The following is a 21,801-nucleotide window of genomic DNA, read 5'->3' on the forward strand; positions in this document are numbered from 1 at the left end:
AGTTCCGATTTTATGCTATCCAATTTACTTGACAATAGCTATTCTGCTGCGAATGTCAATAAATTCCAGCTCGATCGACCTAAAAACTGCCGATTTTACACAAAAACCGACTCTCTCGATCGCGGTGTCCAGATACAAAACTCTGTTACTGACTTGATCGCGCTTGATTCGGGCGATTCCCTACCCTACCCTTCGGGAACCCCTGCGGGGAAGGGGATAGCTTCGCTTCACTTCACGCTTTTTTGTCTGACGGTTCCCATAACTCTCAAATTTTATTCTATGAAACGTAAATCTTGGCAACTGTTTGCTGTTTTTGGACTGGTGGGGCTGCTGCTGGCTGCGGTGGTGAGTTGCGGCAAGCCTGCTGTTAATTCCCAGGCAAATAATACGCAGGAAATCGAGTTCTGGACTATGCAGCTTCAACCTCAGTTTACTGAGTATTTCAACAAGACGATCGCCGGTTTTGAAGCGGAAAATCCGGGGGTGAAGGTGCGTTGGGTGGACGTTCCTTGGTCTGCTATGGAAAGCAAGATTTTGGGGGCGGTTTCGGCGAAAACTGCGCCGGATGTGGTAAACCTAAATCCCGATTTTGCTTCGCTGTTGGCGGGGCGCAATGCTTGGCTGGATTTGGATTCTCGAATTTCTGAGCAAGTTCGATCGACCTATCTGCCAAATATCTGGAAAGCTGGCGTACTTGACGGCAAGAGTTTTGGCATTCCTTGGTATCTCACGACTGGGGTGACAATTTACAATACGGAGTTGTTGAAGAAGGCTGGAATTGCTAAGCCTCCGGCTACTTATGCCGAGTTGGTAACTGTTGCCAAGCAGGTGAAAGAAAAGACTGGTAAGTTTGCTTTTTTTGTGACTTTTGTGCCGGAAGATTCGGCGGAAGTTTTGCAATCTTTCGTGCAGATGGGTGTGCCTTTGGTTGATGCTCAAGGCAAGGCGGCTTTTAATACTGATAAGGGCAAGGCTGTTTTTCAGTATTGGGTGGATTTGTACAAGGGCGGACTTTTGCCGCAGGATGTTTTGGTGCAGGGACATCGTAGGGCGATCGAGCTTTATCAAGCTGGGGAAACTACTTTGTTAGCTTCGGGGCCACAGTTTTTAAAGGCGATCGCCGAGAATGCTCCGAATATTGGTGCTGTTTCGGCTGCTGCGCCTCAAATTACAGGGGAAACCGGCAAGAAGACTGTGGCGGTGATGAATTTGGTTGTGCCTCGCGACAGCAAGCGCCCGGATGATGCTGTCAAGTTTGCTTTGTACGTGACTAATTCTCAAAATCAGTTGGCTTTTGCTAAGGCTGCTAATGTTTTGCCTTCTACAGTTGAGGCTTTGCAAGACTCTTATTTTAAGAGCGTTCCGGCTGATGCTCCTGCAGCCGATCGAGCTCGGGTTGTTAGTGCTTCTGGGTTGAGTTCCGCCGAGCTATTGATTCCGCCTCTCAAGGATGTTAAGAAGTTGCAAAAGGCGATTTATGACAATTTGCAGGCGGCAATGTTGGAGGAAAAATCGGTGGAACAAGCTGTGAGTGATGCGGCTAAGGCTTGGGATCAAAGGTAGTTTTGAATTGAAGCTGGGGCGGAAATATTTTTGCTTTTCCCCCTTGCTTTTTTATGCGACTTGACATATTATTAAATAATGGGAATCCGTGCCGCCATATATATAAATTATTTATCAGCTTAAAAATTATTACGAGGTTCGTAGTGAGGACTTTAGTCCGCATCAAGAATGACTAAAGTCCTCACTACGAACCTGTTTTTTTGTAGGGGCTATCGCGACTGCGTAGAAGTTATAATTAAAAGCAGTAATAACTCCGATGCTACCGCAGGAGACAACTATGCAAATTAAAAACAGCAATCCAATGGGAAAAGTTTTTGCCACTCTGACAATCATTAATCGAGCCGACCAAATTTTGGCAGAAGCGGGGGTGAGATCAGAAGAAGAAATTCGGTCGATAACCCTCAAAAATGTATTGGTGGATACGGGGGCTACTACCTTGTGTTTGCCGAAAAATGCGATCGCCCAATTGGGACTAAAACTGCTCAAAGAAGTAGACGTAGCAACAGCAAGGGGTATTGGTAAAGCCCGAATTTTCCAAGATGCCAAAATATCAATGTTCGAGCGAGAAGGCACTTTCGAGTGCTTAGAATTGCCGGGAGGCAATGATGCGCTTTTGGGCGTGATACCTTTGGAAGCATTGGGATTGGAAATAGACTTGCAAAATCAAATTTTGAAGCCTTTACCCATCAGTCCAACTGAAACATATTTGACGATTTTGTAGCAAAAAACCTTATATTTGAAGCGATTGTGCGTTGAAAAGCGCGATCGCCTTTCTGAATGCAGCTTGATTGATGATTTATAGAAAAATAGCCTAAATTCCTCAAATATTCATAAATTTGACTTGTGTTAAAATCAAAGCTCCGATCGGAATAGGAGAAAATTCTTATGCCAGCGATGACACTCAAAGATTTAAACCAAGTTCAAACCCTTTTTTCCGAAGCGGGTTTAGATTACAAAATTGAACTAGAAGACGGGAGACTTTCAATTGTGGGGCCATCAGACATCGTATCGAGTGAAATCAGTAGTATTTTGATTCGCTTGCTGGGTAACTGGGTTTACCCCCGTCGCTTGGGGAGAGTTTTTGACTCCGCAGGCGGTTTCATCATGCCGGATACGAATGTCAAAGCACCGGATGTTTCTTTTGTGCGCGCCGCCCGATTGTGCCAAAGTCCGCGTTATTTTGGTGAACTTGTCCCGGATTTGGTGGTTGAGATTAAATCTCAGATCGATCGCATTAAGCCTATAGAAACCAAGGTTTTGAAGTTTATCGAGTTGGGGGCGGTTGTCGGGATTCTGATCGATCCTGATGAAGAAACAGTGACTATTTATCGCTCTACAGATGAACCGACTGTTTTAGGAAATGGCGATATCTTAACAGTAGCAGAACTTTTTCCCGGTTGGGAATTGCCCGTTTCGGAACTGTGGCCTCCTATTTTTACAGAAGAAGAAACGCAATTATAATGCGTTTAAGCTTGGGATTGTTGTTGTTGCAGGAAGTAGCCGACGAGATACAGGGAACCGCAAAGGACTGTTAAATTGTCGCCTGCAACTGCAACATCTAAGGCTGTTGTTAAGTCTGGGAAGGCTTGACAAACAGTTAATTCGGGGCAGATAATTTGAGCAATGGCGGCTAATTCTGCGGGGGATGATGAGTTTTGATCTGGTACGGGTACTAGGTAAAGCCGATCGCCCTTTTTGAGTAATGCTTGTAAAATATCATCGCAGTCTTTAGTCGCCAAAATGCCGATTACCCAGTTAATCGGTGACGGGGAACTGGTAAGATTATCTACATATTCGCGCAGGGCGAGCGCTGCGGCGGGGTTGTGCGCGCCGTCAATCAGGATGTTGCGGTTTTTCCAGGTAGTTTGCTGAAGTCTTCCGGGCCATTGAGTTTTGGCGATTCCGTTGGTGATGGCGGTTGGGGAGATTTGCCATCCTAGGTTTTGGAGGGTGTGGATAGTGGCAAGTGCGATCGCCGAATTCATTAATTGAATTTTGCCCAACAATGGCAATTCATACTTTATTTTAACAGCAGATGTACGCGAATTAACGCTGATTTCAGGATTGGGATCGTATTCTGCAAATCCTTCTCCTAAATCTACCGCTGGTTTTACCCAAATTGCCGGACAGTCTAATTTTTGAATGCGTTTTTCTACTACTATTCTAGCAGATTCTGGCAATTCTCCGACAACTACCGGACACTTTGATTTGATAATTCCGGCTTTTTCCCCAGCAATATCGGCGACAGTAGGGCCGAGGATTTGCCAGTGTTCGAGACTGATAGAAGTGATGACACTAACAAGGGGATTTTCGCAAACATTAGTCGCGTCTAATCTACCACCCAATCCGGTTTCTATCACGGCAATATCTGCTTTTTGTTCTGCAAAATACAGCCAAGCCGCAGCGGTGATGATTTCAAATTGAGTGGGAGTTTCTGTATTACCTTCCGCAGCGTTGACAACTTGTTTTAGACACTGCTGCAATGCTGTTGTAGAAATCGGTTGTTGGTTGATGCAAATTCTTTCTGTCCAATTGATTAAGTGGGGGGATGTGTAGCGCCCGACTCGATAGCCTGCTGCTGTGAGTATGGAAGAAAGATAAGCGCAAACGGAACCTTTGCCGTTTGTCCCGGCAATGTGGATAATGGGTACTTGTTTGTGAGGGTTATCTAGTTTTTCGAGGAGTTGGTGAATTCTTTCTAAGCCCAGGTGTACGCCGAAGTGTTGGTAGGATTTGAGGATGGAGTTTGCATTCATTGAGGATTATAAGTGTTATATTTGTTTGTGAATTAGATTTTTTTTACCGCAGAGGGCGCAGAGGGCCCAGAGTGAGAGAATAAAGAGAAAGAAAGTTAATAAGAGAGATGTTTATAATTGATTTGTTGTATTGATTGTTGGTAAAAAAAGGTGGCTTTGGATATTATTTCTTTGTTTGCGGGTTGTGGCGGGTTGGATTTGGGTTTTCGCTTGGCTGGGTTTAATCCGGTTTGGTCGAATGAATACGATAAGTCTATTTGGGATACCTACGAGTTCAATCATCCTGAAACTATTTTAGACCGCAGAGATATCAGAATAATTAATTCTGATGAAATTCCCAACTGTATTGGAATTATTGGCGGGCCTCCTTGTCAAAGTTGGAGTGAGGCGGGCGCGAAACGGGGGATTGATGATAGTCGGGGTCAACTTTTCTGGGAGTATATCAGAATTGTGCGGGACAAGCAACCTTTGTTCTTTTTGGCTGAGAATGTTAGCGGTATTTTGGCACCTAGAAATAAGGATGCTTTCACTTATATATTATCTCAGTTTGAGGCTATCGGGTATCGGGTTTCGTTCCAGTTGTTGAATGCGAGAAATTTTGGTGTTCCGCAAGATAGGCAAAGGGTGATTGTTGTTGGTTATCGGGAAACTCTGGGTTTGGGTTTTGAGTTTCCCGAACCTGGAACCGAGGTTTTGACGCTGAAAGATGCTATTTTTGATTTGCAGGCGATCGCCCCAATGTCAGTTAAGGGTAAAGTAGATAATTATCACGATTCTGTCGCGAATCACGAATGTGCCGATTTGGGGTTTTCGAGCATTTATATGTCGCGAAATCGAGTTAGAAGTTGGTCAGAACCTTCTTTTACAATTCAGGCAAGCGGCAGACACGCGCCTCTCCATCCTCAAGCTAGTAAAATGATTCTGGTTGGCAAGGATAAACGCATTTTTGACCAGAATTCGCCTCACCCTTACCGCCGGCTTTCTGTGCGAGAGTGTGCGAGAGTTCAGACTTTCCCAGATGACTTTATTTTTAAGTACAAGTATATTGCTGACGGCTACAAAATGGTCGGCAATGCTGTTCCTGTGAATTTGGCTAGAGTTTTGGCAAGTAAGATTTTTGAGGATATTGTCATAGGGCATAGGGAATAGGGCATCAGTGTCAACTGAAACCGACCATCTACCAGTCGCTAGGGAATGAATTCCACGGGGCTTTTAGCGAAAGTCCTCGCTATGAAGACTAATCTCAAATCCCTTGACATCAGAATTATTCATCTCTCTCTTCTCTTCCTCTGTGTTCTCTGTGGCCTCTGCGGTTTAATCACTCCGAATTATCTGTCATTGAAACTTGATTAACTCCCGGAGATTGTGCTGAATCGCATTTATCCCACGAATATGAGACACTGGCGAACCTCCATACAAAAAACTATTCAAACTAACTTGATAATTTTGCTGAACTGCTAAATCTAGCCACAAATTGTTAATCGCATCTCCGGGCTTGTAGTCGGGAATGTTGTGCTGATAGTAAGGAAAACTGTCTATACAAGTATTGAAAAAGTTCTTGCGCCCGCAATGCTTTAAATACTGATATCGCGGTTTGAATTCTGTTTGATTTTCCAATACTGTATATATAGTATCTGCAAGAGATTCCGGGTCAAATTTGGCGTAAAGACCCGCACCTTCGGGGAAAACAGGCGAGTTCCCTCTGGCGTATTGGTTGAATTCTTCAAAACAAATTACTGGTACGTTGCAACTCATGGCTTCGGTAATTCCTCGGTTTTTTCCTTCGAGAAGGGAACCGAGAACGAATGCTTGCGCCCGCGAATAATATGTGGGGATTTCGCTGTAGTAGTCTACTCTCGGCACTAAATTAATGTAGTCGGAGGGATTCGTTAAAATAGTCTCTATTTGTTGCCATTCTTTTAAGGCGTACTCGTCGAGAGTTTTCAGGTTGCTAGCATCAAAGTCGTGTCCGGTGACTACTGTTAATTTAATCGGTTTTTGCGGATATTTTTGGCGGTAAACTTTTAAGGCTTTGGCTAGGATTGGCAAATTTTTTTCTTCGGAAATTCGGGCGACGGCTAGCAAGTCTATGTCTTTGGCGGGGACGTTGCGCGGGGAAATTAAGTATTCGTTGATGAAGTCGGTGTCTTGCAGTGGTATGATTGGTTTGTGGGCGCGATCGGGATAAGTTTCGCGAAACCATTTATCTCGTTGCGGGTTTTTGTATAAACTGGAGTAGGCGTCAGCTATGGGGGCCCAGGAGTAGGAGATTCCGGGCGAATAGGTGAAGGATAAAAATACTGAGGAAAGTTGGGGAAATAGTTTGTTTATCAGTTCGACTGCTTCGCTGAAGTAAATCCCTTTGATGAATTTTCCTTCGTAAAATAGCGGGGGAAGCAAGACGTAGAAACTGACGGTATCGAAGCGGTGGGGTTGGTCTTCAAATATCTCCCAGGTAAAGGCGTCTAAGTCTGCATAGATTTCGGCGATTGGTTTGTTGATGTGGGGGTTGCATAAATAAGGTTTTTGGCGATCGTAGTTTCCGCGTACCATATAATTCTGAGTGTGATTATCTAGCTTTTTTATTTAACCGCAGAGGGCGCAGAGGGCGCAGAGGAGAAGAGAAGAGAGCTTTCACAAGTTATCTAAGGGTTGTTCTAGCGATTCATTGTCGCCTATTGTGAGGGCGAGTTGATAGATTTGGCGGCGGGGGAGGGATGTTTGTTGGGCTAGTTGGCGGCTGGCTTGGGAACGGCTGATGCCTTCTGCTATTAATGTTTGTAATTCGGCTTTGATGGCGTCTTCTGAGAAAATTGGGGCTGCTGTTTGGATGCCGGCAATTATTAGGGTGAATTCTCCCTGGGGTTCGCGGGTGGTGTAAAGTTCGATCGCACTTTCGATACTACCACGCCAAAACTCTTCGTGCATTTTAGTTAATTCTCTCGCCAGCACAATCTGTCTGTCGCTTCCCAAACTATTTGCTAAATCTTGTAAAGTTTGTCGCAATCGGTGGGGAGATTCGTATAATATTATAGTGCGGGATTCTATTTGCAAAGCTTCTAAACTCTGTTGGCGTTCTTGACCTTTCACGGGTAAGAAACCTTCAAATACAAATCTCTCTGTGGGTAATCCTGATGCAGTTAGGCCAACAATGCAGGCGGTCGGGCCGGGAATCGGAATAATGTTAATATTAGCATCGGCACAAGCTTTGACTAACTCGGAACCGGGGTCGGAAATTCCCGGCATTCCGGCATCGGTGACGAGGGCGATATCTTTGCCTAAATGCAGTTTGTCGATGAGTTCGGGAAGTCGCTGGTGTTGGTTGTGTTCGTGATAGCTGATTTGGGGGGTTTTGATTTGAAAATGGTGCAAAAGTTTGCCTGTATGGCGGGTGTCTTCGGCGGCGATGAAGTCTACTGTTTGCAAGATGCGGATGGCGCGAAAGGTCATGTCTTCGAGGTTGCCTATCGGGGTTCCTACGATGTAAAGTGTTCCTGTGGTGGGATTTGCTTGCATTTTTAGATTGGGATTTTTAACCGCAGATGAACGCGGATTAACGCAGATATGAAAACGGGATTATTTTTGGGATTGGCAACTTTAGATTTGGTTTATTTGGCCCGGAAGCCTCCGGGTGAAAATCAAAAAGTTGTTGCTTATGATTCTACCATTGCTGCGGGCGGGCCGGCGGCAAATGCTGCGGTCACTTTTAGCTATTTGGGGAATGCGGCGGTATTTGGTGGCGTTTTGGGCACTCACGCGATCGCCCAATTGATTCGTGCAGACTTAGCGGAGTATGATATTAGGATAATCGATTTGCAACCAGGGCGATCGCACTCTCCGCCAGTCTCTTCGATTATTGTAACTGAAGCAACGGGCGATCGATCGGTAATTTCCATCAATGCTACTAAATCACAAGTTGACAGTCAAACAATTAACGAGGATATTTTAACATCAGTTAGTATTGTACTGCTTGACGGACATCAAATCGCAGCCAGCAAAGAAATTGCTCAACTTGCCAAGTCAAAAAACATTCCCCTTGTCCTAGACGGTGGCAGTTGGAAACCCGGATTAGAGGAAATATTACCTTTTATTGAATGGGCTGTATGTTCGGATAACTTTCATCCGCCCAACTGCTACAATTCAGAACAAGTCTTTGCATACCTGTCAGCAGCCGGAATTTCCCATATTGCCATCACTCGCGGCGAAAAATCCATTTTATACCTCAGCAATGGCAGTTACGGTACTATAGAACTACCTCAAATTCAAGTCACAGACACTTTAGGCGCTGGCGACATCTTTCACGGGGCTTTCTGTCACTACATTTTGGAAAATAACTTTACCGATACTCTTACCGCAGCAGCTAAAATCGCGTCCCATTCCTGCCAAAATTTCGGAACCCGCGCCTGGATGAATAAGAGTTGATTTGAGAAAATTAACCAAAGTATCCGGTTAAAACCGCTCAAAGCTATAAAACTTGAACTGGCAACACTTGTTAAGTTAAAATCCTGACAGCAACCTCGACAAAATTTGTGAACTTCCCTCTTCTCTTCCTTCGCGCCCTTAGCGCCTTCGCGGTTCGTTAACAAAATTGCTATATTAGTCAAACCACCTCAAACCAAACCAAACAGTCCCAAAACAACATACCCGAATCATGTCTGACACCCAACCCCTAACTATCACCCTTCCCCCTTTGCGGATTACTCTAAGCGAGCAACAACACGTTAATCTAGAATGGCTGACACAAAACTTGCCCAATCTACTCGCAGCGCCAAGCAAACCAGAAGTCCCCGACAATATGAAACAGTGGGTGGCGGCTAACAAATTATTAAATCAACCCGACGCCGAAATCATTCAAGCCCTAATAAGTACGGGCATAGATGCGGAAACAGCCACCGCAGAAGTTATGGAAATATCATCTCATCCCTACTTCCAAGCAGGCAGTCAGTACGTCCAGTTATTGCAGAAATTAGAATCGCATCTCAGGATTAACAATCAATTAGCTGCATTGTCTTCCAAGTTTGGCACAATCGAACGCAAAAGCAGCCTTTCCAGAGAGTATTTTCTCGAAAATTACTACGCCAAAAATACTCCAGTAATTATTACCAATATCATGCACAACTGGAAAGCGTTGCAGTTGTGGACGCCGGAGTATTTACAGCAAAAATACGGCGATGCAGAGGTACAAATTCAAGCCAACCGGAATTCCGACCCGAATTACGAAATTAAGATAGAAAATCACAAAAAAATTGTTTTGTTCCGCAAATATGTAGAGATGGTGGTCAAGGGCGGGCCTAGCAATGACTACTACATGGTTGCTAACAACCAGACTTTGGAAAGAGAGGAATTTAAACCGCTATTTAACGACATTGAAATATTTCCAGAATACCTCAATCCCACGGATACAAAAGGCAGAGTTTTCTTTTGGTTCGGCCCGAAAGGCACGATTACACCGCTGCACCATGATCCAGTTAATTTAATTTTAGCGCAAGTGTCGGGCCGCAAACTAATTAAATTGATTTCTCCGCAACAAACACCTCTGCTTTATAATCACGTCGGAGTTTTCAGCAAGGTTGACGGCGAAAATCCAGATTATGACAAGTACCCGCTTTACAGAGATGCGAAAATTATTGAATTGATTTTGGAACCGGGAGAAGCTATCTTTATTCCTGTCGGTTGGTGGCATCATGTAAAATCATTAGAGGTTAGTATTTCGGTTTCGTTTACAAATTTTGTGTTTCCCAATTATTATGAATGGAAATATCCTCATATTAATTGGTCGTAGGATTGGGTTCTGTTCACCAAAAATATCCCAAAATCTGTAGATACTGTCTTGATATGTCAAGGGGTAGCGAGCAAATAAGTTGGATCGAAAGGCTTTTGGGACTTTAAAATCCCAAAAGCCAAATGCACCAGTTTTCTCATAAGCGCACCAATTAGCTGCATTTTGACGCCAGCCACGACTCAATAATCGTTCACTCATAGCTTTGAGTAAGGGGTTATGACGCATCGCCACCACGGCAGGCATATACAATGCCTTTGGCAGTCGGACATTTCCTGTACAAGACTCTCCGAGTTTTGCCACGCACAGAAGTTCCTGAACTACGCTCACAGGGAGTCAAACCTGCATCTCTCTGCCAGTTGACGAGCATTTTTGTAATCTTCAATCTGACCAACTTCAGCTAACAACACAGCCGCCGTCTGTTCTCCAATTCCCGGAATCGAAGTCAAGAGCTCGCGCTGCTGTTTTAAATGCGGATGTTGGTCAAAATGAGCGCTAATCATTTTTTTGATTTCTGCTTGTTGTTCTTTGATATATGACCAATGAGCTTTCGTAAGTTTAGCCACAGTTTCTGTAGCTGTTTCCAAACGATTTTCTTCCTGTTGATACATCTCGGTCAAAGATTCTAGTCGTCGCAATAAAGCTTGTAAATCCTTGACTTCGAGCGGGGTTGGCTTCCAAAGTGAAGGTTTAATAGCCGCACAAAAACGAGCAATCAATGCTGCATCTACGGAGTCAGTTTTGGTACGCAGAAGTTCGCTTTTAGCAAACCCTTTAATCCGAGCCGGATTAACCTGCATCACAGGGGATTTAAGCCCCCACCTTTAGGTGGATTGTTTTTAGGCAGGGGCTTAAATCCCCTGCCTAAAAACTTCGCACTCAACTGTCAACTGTCAACTGTCAACTGTTAACACACTCACCTGATAGCCTGCTTCATACAGAAATTCAGCTAGGGCATCTCCGTAAATGCTCGTGGCTGACCTGCAAGCATGAAGTTCTTCGACACCTTGCTTTTTGAGCCACTGATTTAAGCTCTCAAACCCTGCGGTATTATTAGTGAACTTTTGGGGTTTTGAGCCACGTTCTTCTTTCAGTAAAACGACATGAAAGTCTTTTTTACCAGAAAGAATTGGTTTAAAGCCTCTCCCTTAAAGGCGAGAAATTAAAAGAAAACTATTCATTACTCCAATCCTCTTCCTTCTAGGTAGAGGTCGCACTCATCTGTCAACTGTCAACTGTCAACTGTCAACTGAATGATATCTATGCCTAAAAATGTCGGTGTCATTGTTTGCTCCAAGCTCCCTGTTTATATGAAAGAACATGACAGGCAATTTAACTAACCTTATAAATGCAGGCTGTCCCGTGAAAACGAGCGCCTAAGATACTGTCCAGTTTTTTATGTGCGCCTGTCATCAGTAATGGGAGCTTATCTACACAACAGACTTGTAATAGTCACTCGGGGCGGGCCAACTTCACCTATTTCTGATGTCCGATCACAACACTTTGTACTGTCACCTATACCTATAGGCAAGAAACTTTAATGGTTTCTTTATCTTTACTCGTGTTACGATTCAATTACAACCGTGTCTGCGGTTCGATTACAACCGTGTCTGCGGTTCGACAGCCTGCGGTCTGCGGTTTGATAGCTTGTCTCTTTCAAGATACAAGGGGCGGGTTCAGCTAAGAGCACTCGCATACAAGCGAGAAGATGAGTACAAAACCGGCCCTCTCCCCATCTCAAAATAAACATACTTTCAAACCCCCTAAAAAAGCCCTATGCAAATCCCCCGGCTGCACCCAGAAACCATCGAAGAAGTCAAACAAAGAGCCGACATAGTAGACGTTATTTCCGGTCGCGTCATCCTGCGTAAACGCGGCAAAGAATTCGTCGGATTGTGTCCCTTTCACGACGAAAAATCTCCTAGTTTTACCGTCAACCAAGCCAAACAAATGTACTATTGTTTCGGCTGCGGCGCAGGAGGAAACGCCTTTAAATTCCTCATGGAATTAGAGAAAAGATCCTTCAGCGAAGTTGTATTAGAACTAGCTAAAAATTATCAAGTACCAGTCAAAACAGTCGAACCAGAACACCGACAAGAATTGCAGCGCCAAATTTCCCTGCGCGAACAACTATATGAAATCTCAGCACTAACAGCCAACTTTTACGAACACGCCTTGCGGCAAACCCAAGGAGAAGAACCCTTAGCATATCTCAAATCCGATCGCCAACTGGGCGAAGAAACTATCCAACAATTTCAACTAGGTTATGCACCCCAAGGTTGGGAAGCACTTTACAGTTATTTAGTAGAACAAAAAAACTATCCAGCGCAATTAGTAGAACAAGCAGGATTAATTGTACCGCGCAAATCAGGCGGCAGCGGTTATTACGATCGCTTCCGCAACCGCATCATGATTCCCATTCGCGACACCCAAGGCAGAGTCATCGGTTTCGGCGGCAGAGCTCTCGGCGACGAACAACCAAAATATCTTAATTCTCCCGAAACAGAACTTTTCGACAAAGGCAAAACCTTATATGCTTTAGATACAGCCAAAACAGCCATTAGCAAATCCGATCGCGCGATCGTCGTAGAAGGGTACTTTGATGCGATCGCACTGCACGCCGCAGGCATCTCCAACGCCGTAGCATCCCTCGGCACCGCCCTGAGTTTAAACCAAGTGCGACAGTTATTGCGGTACACAGACTCCAAACAAATTATCCTCAACTTCGACGCCGACAAAGCAGGAAATCAAGCAGCAGCGCGCGCCATTGGAGAAATAGAAAAACTCGCCTATCAAGGAGAAGTGCAACTGCGGGTGCTCAACATTCCCGACGGCAAAGATGCCGACGAATACCTCAAAACATACTCCCCAGAACAATATCGAGAATTGCTCGAAAATGCTCCGTTGTGGCTCGATTGGCAACTGCAACAAATGCTCGTCAATCAAGATTTGAAGCAAGCCGATACTTCCCAGCAAGTCACAAAAAAAATCATTAATTTACTAACCAATATTACCGACGACAATCAGCTAACGCATTATTTACAAAAATGCGCCGAAATCCTCAGCAAGGGAGATTCTCGACTCACCAAAATGCTAACCGAAAACTTGCTAAATCAAGTAGTCAGCGATTGGGCAAAGCGGCAAAATCAAGACGAATCTTTAACAATGCCCCTGTTAATTAGAAACAAGCTGAAGCCGAACAAACAATATAAAAAGCAGCGTGCAACCGGCGAAAACAAAAACTCAAAATCAAGCTTATCTGCTGTAGCCCGCAGTCTTTTAGAAGAAGCAGAAGCGCAATTATTGCAGATTTATTTGCACTGTCCCGAATACCGCCAAGAAGTCAGAGAAGCAATAGAAGCTAGAGACGTGCAGTTTAGCTTGTCTCACCACAGATTTTTGTGGCATCAGATTGTGAATGCAGAAATATTGCACAAAATGTCTTTACAAGTAGCGCCTTCAGAGTTAATATTGAAATTGCAAGATAGTTTCATTGAATATCCGAATCAACTAAATCAAATCTCGCATTTATTTCACTTAAATGAGTTCTCAGAAAGAAACGTTTATCGCGCACCTCTAGTCATTAGATCTGCCCTCGCCTGTATCGAGCAAATAATTAGCATGAAGCGCCGCCGAATTGCACTCAATATGTGGGAAAAGGCCAAGGCCGCTAGCAGTGGCGAAGAGGCTATAGAATATCACCAACTATTCTGTGCTGAACAAGAATGGCTCAAGGAATTAGAGCGGCTACGTCAAGTTAATTTTTACGATTTAACATCCGTGCCTTGGGGCTAAGGAATGAAGTCCTTACTACAAACCAGTTCGTAGTAAGGAATGCCAGTTTTTTCTCTAACCAGCCTTTCCTATCATGTCCGTTGAATGACCCGCCATCAAATTATGTCGCCCGGTGGGGGCGGGTTTATATAGATTGTTAGTCTACATGATAGATTGTTGGTGAAACCCGCCCCTTGTATCTTAAAAGAGTCAGGCGATCATACCGACAATCAGTTGATCGTACCGACAATCAGTTGATCGTACCCACAGGCAAAGCGATCGAGCCGACAAGTGGGCGATCGTACCGACAATCAGTTGCTCGTACCGACAGGCAAAGCGATCGAGCCGACAGGCAAAGCGATCGAGCCGACAGGCAAAGCGATCGAGCCGACAAGCAAAGCGAATCTAAAGAAACAAGGAAAGTTTCGTGCAAATGGTTCTGTAACAGCAGAAAGTGTTCTTCAAGGACATCAGCAATCGGTGAAGTTGGCCCGCCCCGAGTGACTAAACAAGTCTGTTGTGTAGATAAGCTCCCATTACTGATGACAGGCGCACCAAGCTGGACAGTATCTTAGGCTCTCGGCATTGTCGGGAAAGCCTGCATTCACAAGGTTAGTTAATTATTGCCTGTCACGTTCTTTCATAAATCGGAGTACATCTGGAGCTAAAAATGACATCAACAGTCTTAGGTATAGACATCAGTAAAAAAGACTTTCATGTCTTATTACTGAGCGAAAGTCGTGCGACTAAACCCAAAAAGTTTACCAACAATACTCAAGGTTTTGAGAGTTTACATAACTGGCTCAAACAACAAAATGTAGTAGAACTCCATGCTTGCATGGAAGCTACTAGCATCTATGGAGAAGCCTTAGCCGAATTCCTCTATGGGGCTGGTTTTCAGGTCAGTATTGTCAATCCGGCTCGGATTAAAGGGTTTGCCAAAAGCGAACTTCTACGAACTAAAACTGACTCCGTAGATGCGGCATTAATTGCTCGTTTTTGTGCGGCAATGAAACCATCATTATGGACACCTACAGCGCCGGAAGTCAAGGAATTACAAGCTTTGTTACGACGGCTCGAATCAGTCACAGAAATGGCTACTCAAGAGCAGAACCGTTTGGAAACAGCTACGCCAACTGTTGCCGGTCTTACACTGGCACATTTGGAGTACCTAAAAGAACAACAAAAACTAATCAAAAAACTGATTAGCGACCATTTTGACCAACATCCACATTTAAAACAACAGCGTGATCTCTTGACCTCAATTCCCGGAATTGGTGAACAGACGGCCTCGGTATTGTTAGCTGAAATTCGTGAGATTTCCGATTACGACAATGCCCGTCAACTAGCCGCTTATGCGGGTTTAACACCCTGTGAACGCAGTTCTCGGACTTCCGTTAAAGGCAAAACTCGTTTGTCCTGTACCGGTAATGTCCGACTACGAAAGGCATTGTATCTGCCTGCGGTAGTGGCGATGCGTCACAACCCGTTACTCAAAGCTATGAGTGAGCGATTATTGGGTCGTGGCTGGCGTCAAAATGCAGGTGATTGGTGCTTTGATGCGGAAATTGGTCCATTTGGCTTTTGGGATTTTAAAATCCCAAAAACCTTTCGACCCCAATTATTTACTCGCTACCCCTTGACAGGTCAAGACAGTATCTACAAGTATTGTGGTTAATTCAACAAACCTGATATCAATAGTCGCAAAAAAGAGTTTCGCGAGTATCTCTCCCTGTCACCGGATTAGTACCTTTTGCCACTTTACAAAGTTTTTCTATCATATCGTCTCGCAGCAGTGTCTCAGTAAAATCTGCACCGTCAATGATAGCTCCTTCCAGCCTGGTATTGTAAGCGAAAGCACCCTCAAGGATAGCATTAGTTAAATTTGCTTTCATCATGCGAGCCAAATCTAAAGTCGCACCTGTAAAATTCGCGCCTTCTAAATTCGCTTCTTCCAGATTGGCTGCAAAAAAGCTGACGCCGCGCAAATCTGCATTGGTAAAATTGCTGTTGCGAAGATTAGCTTTATTAAAACTGTCGTCAGTCAGAACTTTGCCAGTAAAATCAGCGCCGACTAGGATTTCTTTGTCGTGATCCAAAGCGAAAGCAGGTGCGGGATTAATGCCGATCGCCCCAGCGGCAATTACTGCTAAAATAACAAAACTCAGCAAGAAAGTATAAATATGTTGGCGAATTCGAGAAATCATCATACAAGTTCAAGCTAATGGGCAGTCGTGACAGTCCAGAATTGAATTCTACCAGAAAGCGCGTCAAGCGTAGCTATCCCGTAGGGAATCCCCCGTTAGCGACGGCCCACTCCAATTCCCCCCAATCCCCAAACTCTCGGGATATCGGCACATTGGGAGAAAACTTAGTCGCCGACTGGTTGCAGCAGCAAGGCTGGGAAATCCTGCACCGGCAGTGGCACTGTCGCTGGGGAGAGATTGACATCATCGCACTCGGAAGAGATGAAGAAAGCGCAAAAAACCGAGGTCTTCCCAATCACACCTCCCCAACATTAGCATTTGTAGAGGTGAAAACTCGCCGCCCGGGAAATTGGGATGCTGGTGGAATGTTGGCTGTTACTACCACAAAACAAGCCAAACTTTGGCAAACAGCAGAAATATTTTTAAGCACTCATCCAGATTTAGCGAATAATTATTGTCGCTTTGATGTCGCTTTAGTCAGGTGCGAACCTTCACAACAAAACCCAAAGCAAATATTACCACCATTAACAGCAGCGAACTCTCAATCTGCCGTTGCAGGAAACTACCGACTCACCCTGCAAGAATACATTCCCTCGGCTTTTAGCAATTAAAAATATATAATTAAAATTTAGAGGGTAAAATCTCAAAGCAATGCCACTAGGTAATTTTTAATTGTTAACTTGCCTAGGCTGTCGCGCATTTCTCTCTTGAGCTTTAACGGAGCTGAAAAAAGCGTTAAATCTTCTCCCGCTTTCCCTTCTCTCCCTCTCCTGTTCTGTCATCACAGTTAATTTATATGCGTAGCAATCTAGGCCAGAGTTTCCGGGCAATATCCGAGACCTTTGACAAACTGCTGGCGAAACGCTTCAATTTCTTTGCGGTCAGGGCTGCCGTGACAAACCACTGCCACCTGGTAGCGGCGCATCACGCTCAGTGGCGACTGTCCGGTTTCCAAACTCCAAAGCGCCATTTGCAAGCGAATTTCAGGATCGTAAGGAATCCCGAGTTCGTTCATAAAAGCCCGAAAATCCCCGTGCATTTCGGGAGTTAAATATTGGCTCATTTTCACCTTTACCACCCAGCCGTCAATTTGGTGAATAACAGTGATAAATTGCAAGGGAAGATGATGAGCCGTGCGTAGGTAATCCACGACTCTCAGAGTAAGGCTAGTATTGGCGATGTAGTAGAGATATTCCATAACGATCCTTATGAGCCTTATGAGCAAAGCTGATGCTATACCTCTATCGTCGCGGACTCTACCCGCCACCACAAGGGGAAAAGCACCCGACTTTGGATGGGGGTTTTTACCCAATTTGTTACATAGTTGACAGATCGATCGCACAGGAATTCACTTGATGACAGAGATGGACTGGTCTTTGGACGGCTACGACTACGAACTCCCGCCCTCGCGCATTGCCCAAAATCCCGTAGTGCCGAGGGACAGTTCTCGCTTGCTGGCTGTAGATTCTCCCAGCAGCCACCAACACCGGATTTTTAGGGATTTACCCGATTTGCTGCAACCAGGCGACTTGCTCGTACTGAACAACACCCGCGTGCTGCCAGCGAGGCTCTACGGGCACAAACCCAACGGCCCGGCTGTGGAGATATTGTTGATGGAAGAACGGCAGCATAACTGCTGGCTGGCTTTGGTTAAACCGGGGAAACGTTTAAAGTTGGGAGCAAAAATTGAGTTTGATCCCCTCGCCCCTGCCTGTGAGGACTCGACTACAGCTCCTTGCTGTTGCCTTCCCGATGCTACGATGGCCGATCGTCGTCGATTGACTGCAACAGTTATAGAGAGGGACGACGCAACAGGGGGACGGCTGCTGGAGTTTGACATCCCCACAGATGAGAATCTGGTGAAGTTTTTGGACGAATACGGCCACGTACCCCTGCCACCCTACATCGAAAATTCCCAAGCTTCAGCGGAACAGTACCAGACTGTTTATGCCGATCGGCTTGGGGCCGTGGCTGCCCCCACAGCAGGCCTGCACTTCACCAAAGAATTGTTCAGCCGCTTGGAACAGCGGGGAATCGAAAAAACTTTTGTCACCTTACACGTCGGAGTAGGGACGTTTCGCCCGGTGGAGGTGGCAGACGTGACGGCTCACAAAATGCACGGCGAATGGGTGGAAGTACCCCCCGCCACCGTTGAGAAAATCCGGGAAACTCAAGCCCGAGGCGGGCGGATCATTGCCGTGGGTACAACAGCAGTGCGAGCTTTAGAGGGAGCTGCCGCCGCGAGTGGCGATTTTTCCTTGCAACCTTTTTGTGGCCCGACCACTTTGTTTATCTACCCTGGTTACAAGTGGCGGGTTGTAGAGGGGATGATTACCAATTTCCACTTGCCCCGCTCTACTTTGATGATGATGGTAAGTGCGATGATTGGAAGGCCTCGGCTGTTGGATCTGTACCGAGAAGCGATCGAGCAACAGTACCGCTTTTATTCCTTTGGCGATGCCATGCTGATTTTACCGAAAAATGGGTTTAAAGCCCCGTCCTTCCAGGACGGCTTTGATTAATTATTGGGGTTCAGGTAGCTGTTTGATATAGTCATTAATCAATTCAGCTACAGGCACTCCTTGCTTTTGAGCTATCCGAGCAATCTTGTCTTTCAACTGCTTTGTCGTTCTGATATTGATTCTCTCAGTCTTCATGGCAACTTATCCCATTTGGGTGTACACTAAGACTATGCCACAGGTAGAGTAACCGCCGATACACATGAGACACCAAGCTCAAACGACTGGTCGGAAAACAATAATGGCTAGTGGGTAGCGAATGCCACGAATAAAAACAGCTAGGTTAACCAACGTAAACCAAAACCAGACAAGTCAAAAAATAAAGATTAAATGTACCGTGGGGCACACGGGAACGTGAGAAGTAATTCTCAAACGCTTGGGGAGACAAAGCCCTCTGGGGTTATCTAAGTTAGGCTCGATGCTTGGTTCAATCGGACGGGTATTTGGTTTAAGTATTGCCGCAAGGATAGATAATTTTAAGGTGGGTCGCTGAACCAAGAATCCTCGTACCTGATAGTCGAGGAGTGTCAACAACAGCAAAAAAGGATTGATCGATCGGGCATCGGGTTCGCCCCATGCCCGGTATTCCGTTTCTATTCTTCCTCCTCTTCTTCATTGCCGGGATACACAAAGCTGTTGGAACGCCCAGTCAGAACAGATTTGCCCAGAGACAGAGCTTTCTGAGCTGCCACGACAGCTTTGCGCTTCCATGTGGCCTTACGCATATTCTTCTTGGATTTGGAGGTTTTCTTCTTAGGGACTGCCATGACGCTAAATAGTTTTTGCTTGCTTATATAGACAAACAAACATTCTAGCCGATTTTGCCAGCAATGCTTACTCGAAAAACCGCAACAACTGCTGGGCCAGCAATATCAAGTAGTAGGGTGCGGAGCGCGATTAGCTTCTGGAAAAATAGACAAAATCCCCTAGGTAACGCACCCGCAGCAGCTAAAGTTCGTGAAAGTGGTAGATCACGACGCCAGTTACGGCATCGTTCTCGATACTCACATAACCCGTTTTGAGCATTGCCGTGAAAGCCTCTTCCACTTCAGCAAAAGTAGCGCCGGTTGCCATCACCCCTTGGGTGACAGATAATCTTCCGTTTTTGGTATAAGCTGCCTTCAGGAGTTTAACCCCTAACTGGTCTGGAGTTTGCTTGGGATATGTCGCGGCGATCGCCCCGCTGGTGGAAGATAGCGGTATACCTTGGGGAGATACGCCGAGTTTGCCCCTGAGACTGGCATTGTGTTCGTCCACCATGTTCGGTAGCAGCAGCAAGTCAAACAATTGCCCGAACCCAAATAACCCAAAGGTACACAGCCACAGCAAACCCGTGGCAATCTTGCCGTTATAGAGACGGTGGAGTCCGAATGGGCCGAAAAAACAAGCAGCCCATAACAGGTAACTAACACCTAAATTGCTCATTTTATGACCGTCCTGCCTGATTATTCTAAGAATTGGAGTCCCTCTATACATTTTGTACTTTCTATCTGGTGTTTGAACAGTTTGACACCAGCAGATATTTGTGCATTGTCCGAAGTTATTGGTTATTTACTACCAATGCCCCATGCCCAATGCCCCATGCCCCATGCCCATGCCCCATGCCCCATGCCCATGCCCATGAGTAATTTTGCGTAGCAATTCTTAACGCCAGCAACATATTTTCGGGGCCGAGAGCTTGGTAAACTGGAGGGCGTGGAAATTTAAGCAGCTTTGACCTGGATGCCACACAAAGCGCCAAAGTGCGCCGCACAGCGCTGGTAGGAGATACAAGGGCGATCGCCCCTTCCGATACCTCAAACGAGCGAGCAATTATAAGCAAAAATCCAATAAACATATGGTAGATTCCCTCAAAAAACCAGCTTTTGCAGAACAGCAAGAAGCGAAAACCCCAGCCAAAGAAACTATTCTCACGCCGAGATTTTACACAACAGACTTTGACGAGATGGCCAAAATGGACATCTCGGTAAATGAAGCCGAACTCGAAGCAATTATCAAAGAGTTCCGCGTTGACTACAACAAAACCCACTTCGTGCGGGATGCCGAGTTCGATCAATCTTGGGAACACATCGACGGCGAAAAGCGCAAGTTATTCATTGAATTCCTCGAACGCTCTTGCACCGCTGAGTTTTCCGGCTTCTTGCTCTACAAAGAATTGGCACGCAAGCTCAAGGACAAAAATCCGGTACTCGCCGAAGGTTTCTTGCTGATGTCCCGCGATGAAGCGCGACACGCCGGATTCCTAAATAAAGCGCTGTCGGACTTTGGTTTGTCCCTAGATTTGGGTTTCTTGACAAAGAGCCGCAGTTACACATTTTTTAAGCCGAAGTTTATTTTCTACGCCACTTACTTATCCGAAAAAATCGGTTATTGGCGCTACATCACGATTTATCAGCACTTGAAAGCGCATCCTGAAGACCAGATTTATCCAATTTTCCGATTCTTTGAAAATTGGTGTCAGGATGAAAACCGCCACGGAGATTTCTTCGATGCGGTGATGAGAGCTCAGCCTCAAATGCTGAACGATTGGCGCGCTAAGCTGTGGTGCCGTTTCTTCTTGCTGTCGGTATTCGCGACAATGTATCTCAATGATATCCAGCGCGGTGGTTTTTATCGATCGCTCGGACTAGATGCTCGCGAATACGACATTGAAGTGATTAAAAAGACGAACGAAACAGCAGGCCGCGTATTCCCCGTCATGCTCGACGTGAACAATCCAGAATTTTATGAACGCCTGGATGTTTGCCTCAAGAACAATCAGCAGTTGACAGCAATTGTTGCTTCTAATACTCCGAAATTCTTGCAGTTATTCCAAAAATTGCCTTTGTATCTGTCGAACGGCTGGCAATTAGTGAAGCTGTACTTCATGAAAACAATTGAATCACCTTCAGTACAGGGCGCTGTGCGTTAAGTTTTGATTTCTCATCCTCTGTGACGGCGGCTCTGCGACAAGCGGAGCCGCTTTTTTTTGGGTATAATGTTAGATTAGTTTTCGTGGGCGGGCGTGCGATCGGGTTGGCCACAGCAAAGGTTGTACCATTTGACAATTTAGACTTCGGCGTTAGCGCTCAGTCGAAAGATTGTAGATTAAAGAATAGGGAATGACTGATGACTATCAAGGTTGGGAGTACGGGCCTACAGTTGCATTATTTTTTTTAATGGGTATGAAAAGTCATAATTATAATTGTTACGCTATTCCCTAT

Annotated in this window: 22 protein-coding genes; 12 read left to right on the top strand and 10 right to left on the bottom strand. The window is 45.3% G+C overall.

Going from position 1 to position 21,801, the window contains the following annotated elements; genetic code table 11:
- The first annotated feature begins 279 nt into the window (after nucleotides 1-279).
- The 3 genes from QUA58_RS09215 (at nucleotide 280) to QUA58_RS09225 (ending at nucleotide 3,024) form a co-directional block, all read left to right on the top strand.
- Complete coding sequence (locus QUA58_RS09215; RefSeq protein ID WP_333393802.1) at nucleotides 280-1,563, top strand: sugar ABC transporter substrate-binding protein; 1,284 nt, start codon at nucleotides 280-282, stop codon at nucleotides 1,561-1,563.
- A 277-nt stretch (nucleotides 1,564-1,840) separates the two neighbouring features.
- Entirely contained in the window at nucleotides 1,841-2,284 is a 444-nt protein-coding gene (locus QUA58_RS09220) for a retroviral-like aspartic protease family protein (RefSeq protein ID WP_333393772.1), read from the top strand.
- A gap of 164 nt (nucleotides 2,285-2,448) precedes the next feature.
- Nucleotides 2,449-3,024: a Uma2 family endonuclease gene (locus QUA58_RS09225; protein ID WP_333393773.1), complete on the top strand. Its 576-nt coding sequence runs from the start codon at nucleotides 2,449-2,451 to the stop codon at nucleotides 3,022-3,024.
- Between the two features lie 5 nt (nucleotides 3,025-3,029).
- Here QUA58_RS09225 and QUA58_RS09230 read toward each other — a convergent pair whose 3' ends face one another.
- Nucleotides 3,030-4,319 carry a folylpolyglutamate synthase/dihydrofolate synthase family protein gene (locus tag QUA58_RS09230; RefSeq protein WP_333393774.1) on the bottom strand — a complete coding sequence of 430 codons (1,290 nt, stop codon included), beginning with the start codon at nucleotides 4,317-4,319 and terminating at the stop codon, nucleotides 3,030-3,032.
- A gap of 150 nt (nucleotides 4,320-4,469) precedes the next feature.
- On the opposite strand from QUA58_RS09230, the gene QUA58_RS09235 reads away from it, so the two are divergent.
- Complete coding sequence (locus QUA58_RS09235) at nucleotides 4,470-5,468, top strand: DNA cytosine methyltransferase (RefSeq protein WP_445301869.1); 999 nt, start codon at nucleotides 4,470-4,472, stop codon at nucleotides 5,466-5,468.
- Between the two features lie 186 nt (nucleotides 5,469-5,654).
- On the opposite strand, the gene QUA58_RS09240 is transcribed toward QUA58_RS09235, so the two are convergent.
- Entirely contained in the window at nucleotides 5,655-6,872 is a 1,218-nt protein-coding gene (locus QUA58_RS09240; RefSeq protein ID WP_333393776.1) for a glycosyltransferase, read from the bottom strand.
- An 81-nt stretch (nucleotides 6,873-6,953) separates the two neighbouring features.
- Nucleotides 6,954-7,835: a 16S rRNA (cytidine(1402)-2'-O)-methyltransferase gene (gene rsmI / locus QUA58_RS09245; RefSeq protein ID WP_333393777.1), complete on the bottom strand. Its 882-nt coding sequence runs from the start codon at nucleotides 7,833-7,835 to the stop codon at nucleotides 6,954-6,956.
- A 48-nt stretch (nucleotides 7,836-7,883) separates the two neighbouring features.
- Here rsmI and QUA58_RS09250 point away from each other — a divergent pair, with 48 nt between their 5' ends.
- Nucleotides 7,884-8,741 (top strand): sugar kinase, encoded by an 858-nt coding sequence (locus QUA58_RS09250; protein ID WP_333253366.1) that lies wholly within the window; start codon nucleotides 7,884-7,886, stop codon nucleotides 8,739-8,741.
- A 229-nt stretch (nucleotides 8,742-8,970) separates the two neighbouring features.
- Nucleotides 8,971-10,101: a cupin-like domain-containing protein gene (locus tag QUA58_RS09255; RefSeq protein WP_333253364.1), complete on the top strand. Its 1,131-nt coding sequence runs from the start codon at nucleotides 8,971-8,973 to the stop codon at nucleotides 10,099-10,101.
- Between the two features lie 323 nt (nucleotides 10,102-10,424).
- Here the strand turns inward: QUA58_RS09255 and QUA58_RS09260 are convergent, their stop codons facing one another.
- The gene (locus QUA58_RS09260; RefSeq protein WP_333253431.1) at nucleotides 10,425-10,898 is read right to left on the bottom strand and encodes a transposase; all 474 of its coding nucleotides are present in this window, start codon (nucleotides 10,896-10,898) and stop codon (nucleotides 10,425-10,427) included.
- A 976-nt stretch (nucleotides 10,899-11,874) separates the two neighbouring features.
- On the opposite strand from QUA58_RS09260, the gene dnaG reads away from it, so the two are divergent.
- The 3 genes from dnaG (at nucleotide 11,875) to QUA58_RS09275 (ending at nucleotide 15,550) form a co-directional block, all read left to right on the top strand.
- Nucleotides 11,875-13,893, top strand: a complete 2,019-nt coding sequence (gene dnaG / locus QUA58_RS09265; protein ID WP_333253362.1) for a DNA primase — start codon at nucleotides 11,875-11,877, stop codon at nucleotides 13,891-13,893.
- A gap of 270 nt (nucleotides 13,894-14,163) precedes the next feature.
- On the top strand, nucleotides 14,164-14,376 hold the full coding sequence (locus tag QUA58_RS09270; RefSeq protein WP_333393778.1) for a hypothetical protein: 213 nt from the start codon (nucleotides 14,164-14,166) through the stop codon (nucleotides 14,374-14,376).
- 166 nt (nucleotides 14,377-14,542) lie between these two features.
- A complete protein-coding gene (locus QUA58_RS09275) occupies nucleotides 14,543-15,550 on the top strand; it encodes a transposase (RefSeq protein WP_333393779.1) in 1,008 nt (335 codons plus the stop codon).
- A 16-nt stretch (nucleotides 15,551-15,566) separates the two neighbouring features.
- On the opposite strand, the gene QUA58_RS09280 is transcribed toward QUA58_RS09275, so the two are convergent.
- A complete protein-coding gene (locus tag QUA58_RS09280; protein ID WP_333253355.1) occupies nucleotides 15,567-16,082 on the bottom strand; it encodes a pentapeptide repeat-containing protein in 516 nt (171 codons plus the stop codon).
- Between the two features lie 14 nt (nucleotides 16,083-16,096).
- On the opposite strand from QUA58_RS09280, the gene QUA58_RS09285 reads away from it, so the two are divergent.
- Complete coding sequence (locus QUA58_RS09285) at nucleotides 16,097-16,690, top strand: YraN family protein (protein WP_333253353.1); 594 nt, start codon at nucleotides 16,097-16,099, stop codon at nucleotides 16,688-16,690.
- Between the two features lie 197 nt (nucleotides 16,691-16,887).
- On the opposite strand, the gene QUA58_RS09290 is transcribed toward QUA58_RS09285, so the two are convergent.
- Nucleotides 16,888-17,277: a hypothetical protein gene (locus QUA58_RS09290; RefSeq protein ID WP_006632408.1), complete on the bottom strand. Its 390-nt coding sequence runs from the start codon at nucleotides 17,275-17,277 to the stop codon at nucleotides 16,888-16,890.
- A 157-nt stretch (nucleotides 17,278-17,434) separates the two neighbouring features.
- Here QUA58_RS09290 and queA point away from each other — a divergent pair, with 157 nt between their 5' ends.
- Nucleotides 17,435-18,601, top strand: coding sequence for a tRNA preQ1(34) S-adenosylmethionine ribosyltransferase-isomerase QueA (queA, locus tag QUA58_RS09295; RefSeq protein ID WP_333253349.1), 1,167 nt, complete (start codon nucleotides 17,435-17,437; stop codon nucleotides 18,599-18,601).
- Here queA and QUA58_RS09300 read toward each other — a convergent pair whose 3' ends face one another.
- The 4 genes from QUA58_RS09300 to QUA58_RS09315 all read right to left on the bottom strand — a co-directional run bounded on the left by QUA58_RS09300 (nucleotide 18,602) and on the right by QUA58_RS09315 (nucleotide 20,435).
- Complete coding sequence (locus QUA58_RS09300; protein ID WP_333135483.1) at nucleotides 18,602-18,736, bottom strand: hypothetical protein; 135 nt, start codon at nucleotides 18,734-18,736, stop codon at nucleotides 18,602-18,604.
- Nucleotides 18,737-19,191: 455 nt separating this feature from the next.
- Nucleotides 19,192-19,365 carry a 50S ribosomal protein L32 gene (gene rpmF, locus QUA58_RS09305; protein WP_006632406.1) on the bottom strand — a complete coding sequence of 58 codons (174 nt, stop codon included), beginning with the start codon at nucleotides 19,363-19,365 and terminating at the stop codon, nucleotides 19,192-19,194.
- A 181-nt stretch (nucleotides 19,366-19,546) separates the two neighbouring features.
- Nucleotides 19,547-20,023, bottom strand: a complete 477-nt coding sequence (locus QUA58_RS09310) for a TM2 domain-containing protein (RefSeq protein ID WP_333253348.1) — start codon at nucleotides 20,021-20,023, stop codon at nucleotides 19,547-19,549.
- Nucleotides 20,024-20,138: 115 nt separating this feature from the next.
- Nucleotides 20,139-20,435 (bottom strand): hypothetical protein, encoded by a 297-nt coding sequence (locus QUA58_RS09315; RefSeq protein ID WP_333253346.1) that lies wholly within the window; start codon nucleotides 20,433-20,435, stop codon nucleotides 20,139-20,141.
- On the opposite strand from QUA58_RS09315, the gene acsF reads away from it, so the two are divergent.
- A complete protein-coding gene (gene acsF / locus QUA58_RS09320; protein ID WP_333253344.1) occupies nucleotides 20,436-21,509 on the top strand; it encodes a magnesium-protoporphyrin IX monomethyl ester (oxidative) cyclase in 1,074 nt (357 codons plus the stop codon). It begins immediately after the preceding gene.
- Nucleotides 21,510-21,801 lie beyond the last annotated feature (292 nt).

The organism is Microcoleus sp. N9_A1 (assembly GCF_036701795.1).
Lineage (GTDB): Bacteria > Cyanobacteriota > Cyanobacteriia > Cyanobacteriales > Microcoleaceae > Microcoleus.

What these genes read in the sequence shown, in the direction of transcription:
- QUA58_RS09250 (WP_333253366.1), top strand. Translation starts at nt 7,884, where the DNA reads ATGAAAACGGGATTATTTTTGGGATTGGCAACTTTAGATTTGGTTTAT.
- QUA58_RS09220 (WP_333393772.1), top strand. Translation starts at nt 1,841, where the DNA reads ATGCAAATTAAAAACAGCAATCCAATGGGAAAAGTTTTTGCCACTCTG.
- QUA58_RS09315 (WP_333253346.1), bottom strand. Translation starts at nt 20,435, where the DNA reads ATGTTTATTGGATTTTTGCTTATAATTGCTCGCTCGTTTGAGGTATCG.
- acsF (WP_333253344.1), top strand. Translation starts at nt 20,436, where the DNA reads ATGGTAGATTCCCTCAAAAAACCAGCTTTTGCAGAACAGCAAGAAGCG.
- QUA58_RS09285 (WP_333253353.1), top strand. Translation starts at nt 16,097, where the DNA reads ATGGGCAGTCGTGACAGTCCAGAATTGAATTCTACCAGAAAGCGCGTC.
- QUA58_RS09280 (WP_333253355.1), bottom strand. Translation starts at nt 16,082, where the DNA reads ATGATGATTTCTCGAATTCGCCAACATATTTATACTTTCTTGCTGAGT.
- QUA58_RS09275 (WP_333393779.1), top strand. Translation starts at nt 14,543, where the DNA reads ATGACATCAACAGTCTTAGGTATAGACATCAGTAAAAAAGACTTTCAT.
- QUA58_RS09255 (WP_333253364.1), top strand. Translation starts at nt 8,971, where the DNA reads ATGTCTGACACCCAACCCCTAACTATCACCCTTCCCCCTTTGCGGATT.
- QUA58_RS09230 (WP_333393774.1), bottom strand. Translation starts at nt 4,319, where the DNA reads ATGAATGCAAACTCCATCCTCAAATCCTACCAACACTTCGGCGTACAC.
- dnaG (WP_333253362.1), top strand. Translation starts at nt 11,875, where the DNA reads ATGCAAATCCCCCGGCTGCACCCAGAAACCATCGAAGAAGTCAAACAA.
- QUA58_RS09240 (WP_333393776.1), bottom strand. Translation starts at nt 6,872, where the DNA reads ATGGTACGCGGAAACTACGATCGCCAAAAACCTTATTTATGCAACCCC.
- QUA58_RS09215 (WP_333393802.1), top strand. Translation starts at nt 280, where the DNA reads ATGAAACGTAAATCTTGGCAACTGTTTGCTGTTTTTGGACTGGTGGGG.
- queA (WP_333253349.1), top strand. Translation starts at nt 17,435, where the DNA reads ATGACAGAGATGGACTGGTCTTTGGACGGCTACGACTACGAACTCCCG.
- rpmF (WP_006632406.1), bottom strand. Translation starts at nt 19,365, where the DNA reads ATGGCAGTCCCTAAGAAGAAAACCTCCAAATCCAAGAAGAATATGCGT.
- rsmI (WP_333393777.1), bottom strand. Translation starts at nt 7,835, where the DNA reads ATGCAAGCAAATCCCACCACAGGAACACTTTACATCGTAGGAACCCCG.
- QUA58_RS09290 (WP_006632408.1), bottom strand. Translation starts at nt 17,277, where the DNA reads ATGGAATATCTCTACTACATCGCCAATACTAGCCTTACTCTGAGAGTC.
- QUA58_RS09260 (WP_333253431.1), bottom strand. Translation starts at nt 10,898, where the DNA reads ATGCAGGTTAATCCGGCTCGGATTAAAGGGTTTGCTAAAAGCGAACTT.
- QUA58_RS09300 (WP_333135483.1), bottom strand. Translation starts at nt 18,736, where the DNA reads ATGAAGACTGAGAGAATCAATATCAGAACGACAAAGCAGTTGAAAGAC.
- QUA58_RS09310 (WP_333253348.1), bottom strand. Translation starts at nt 20,023, where the DNA reads ATGAGCAATTTAGGTGTTAGTTACCTGTTATGGGCTGCTTGTTTTTTC.
- QUA58_RS09225 (WP_333393773.1), top strand. Translation starts at nt 2,449, where the DNA reads ATGCCAGCGATGACACTCAAAGATTTAAACCAAGTTCAAACCCTTTTT.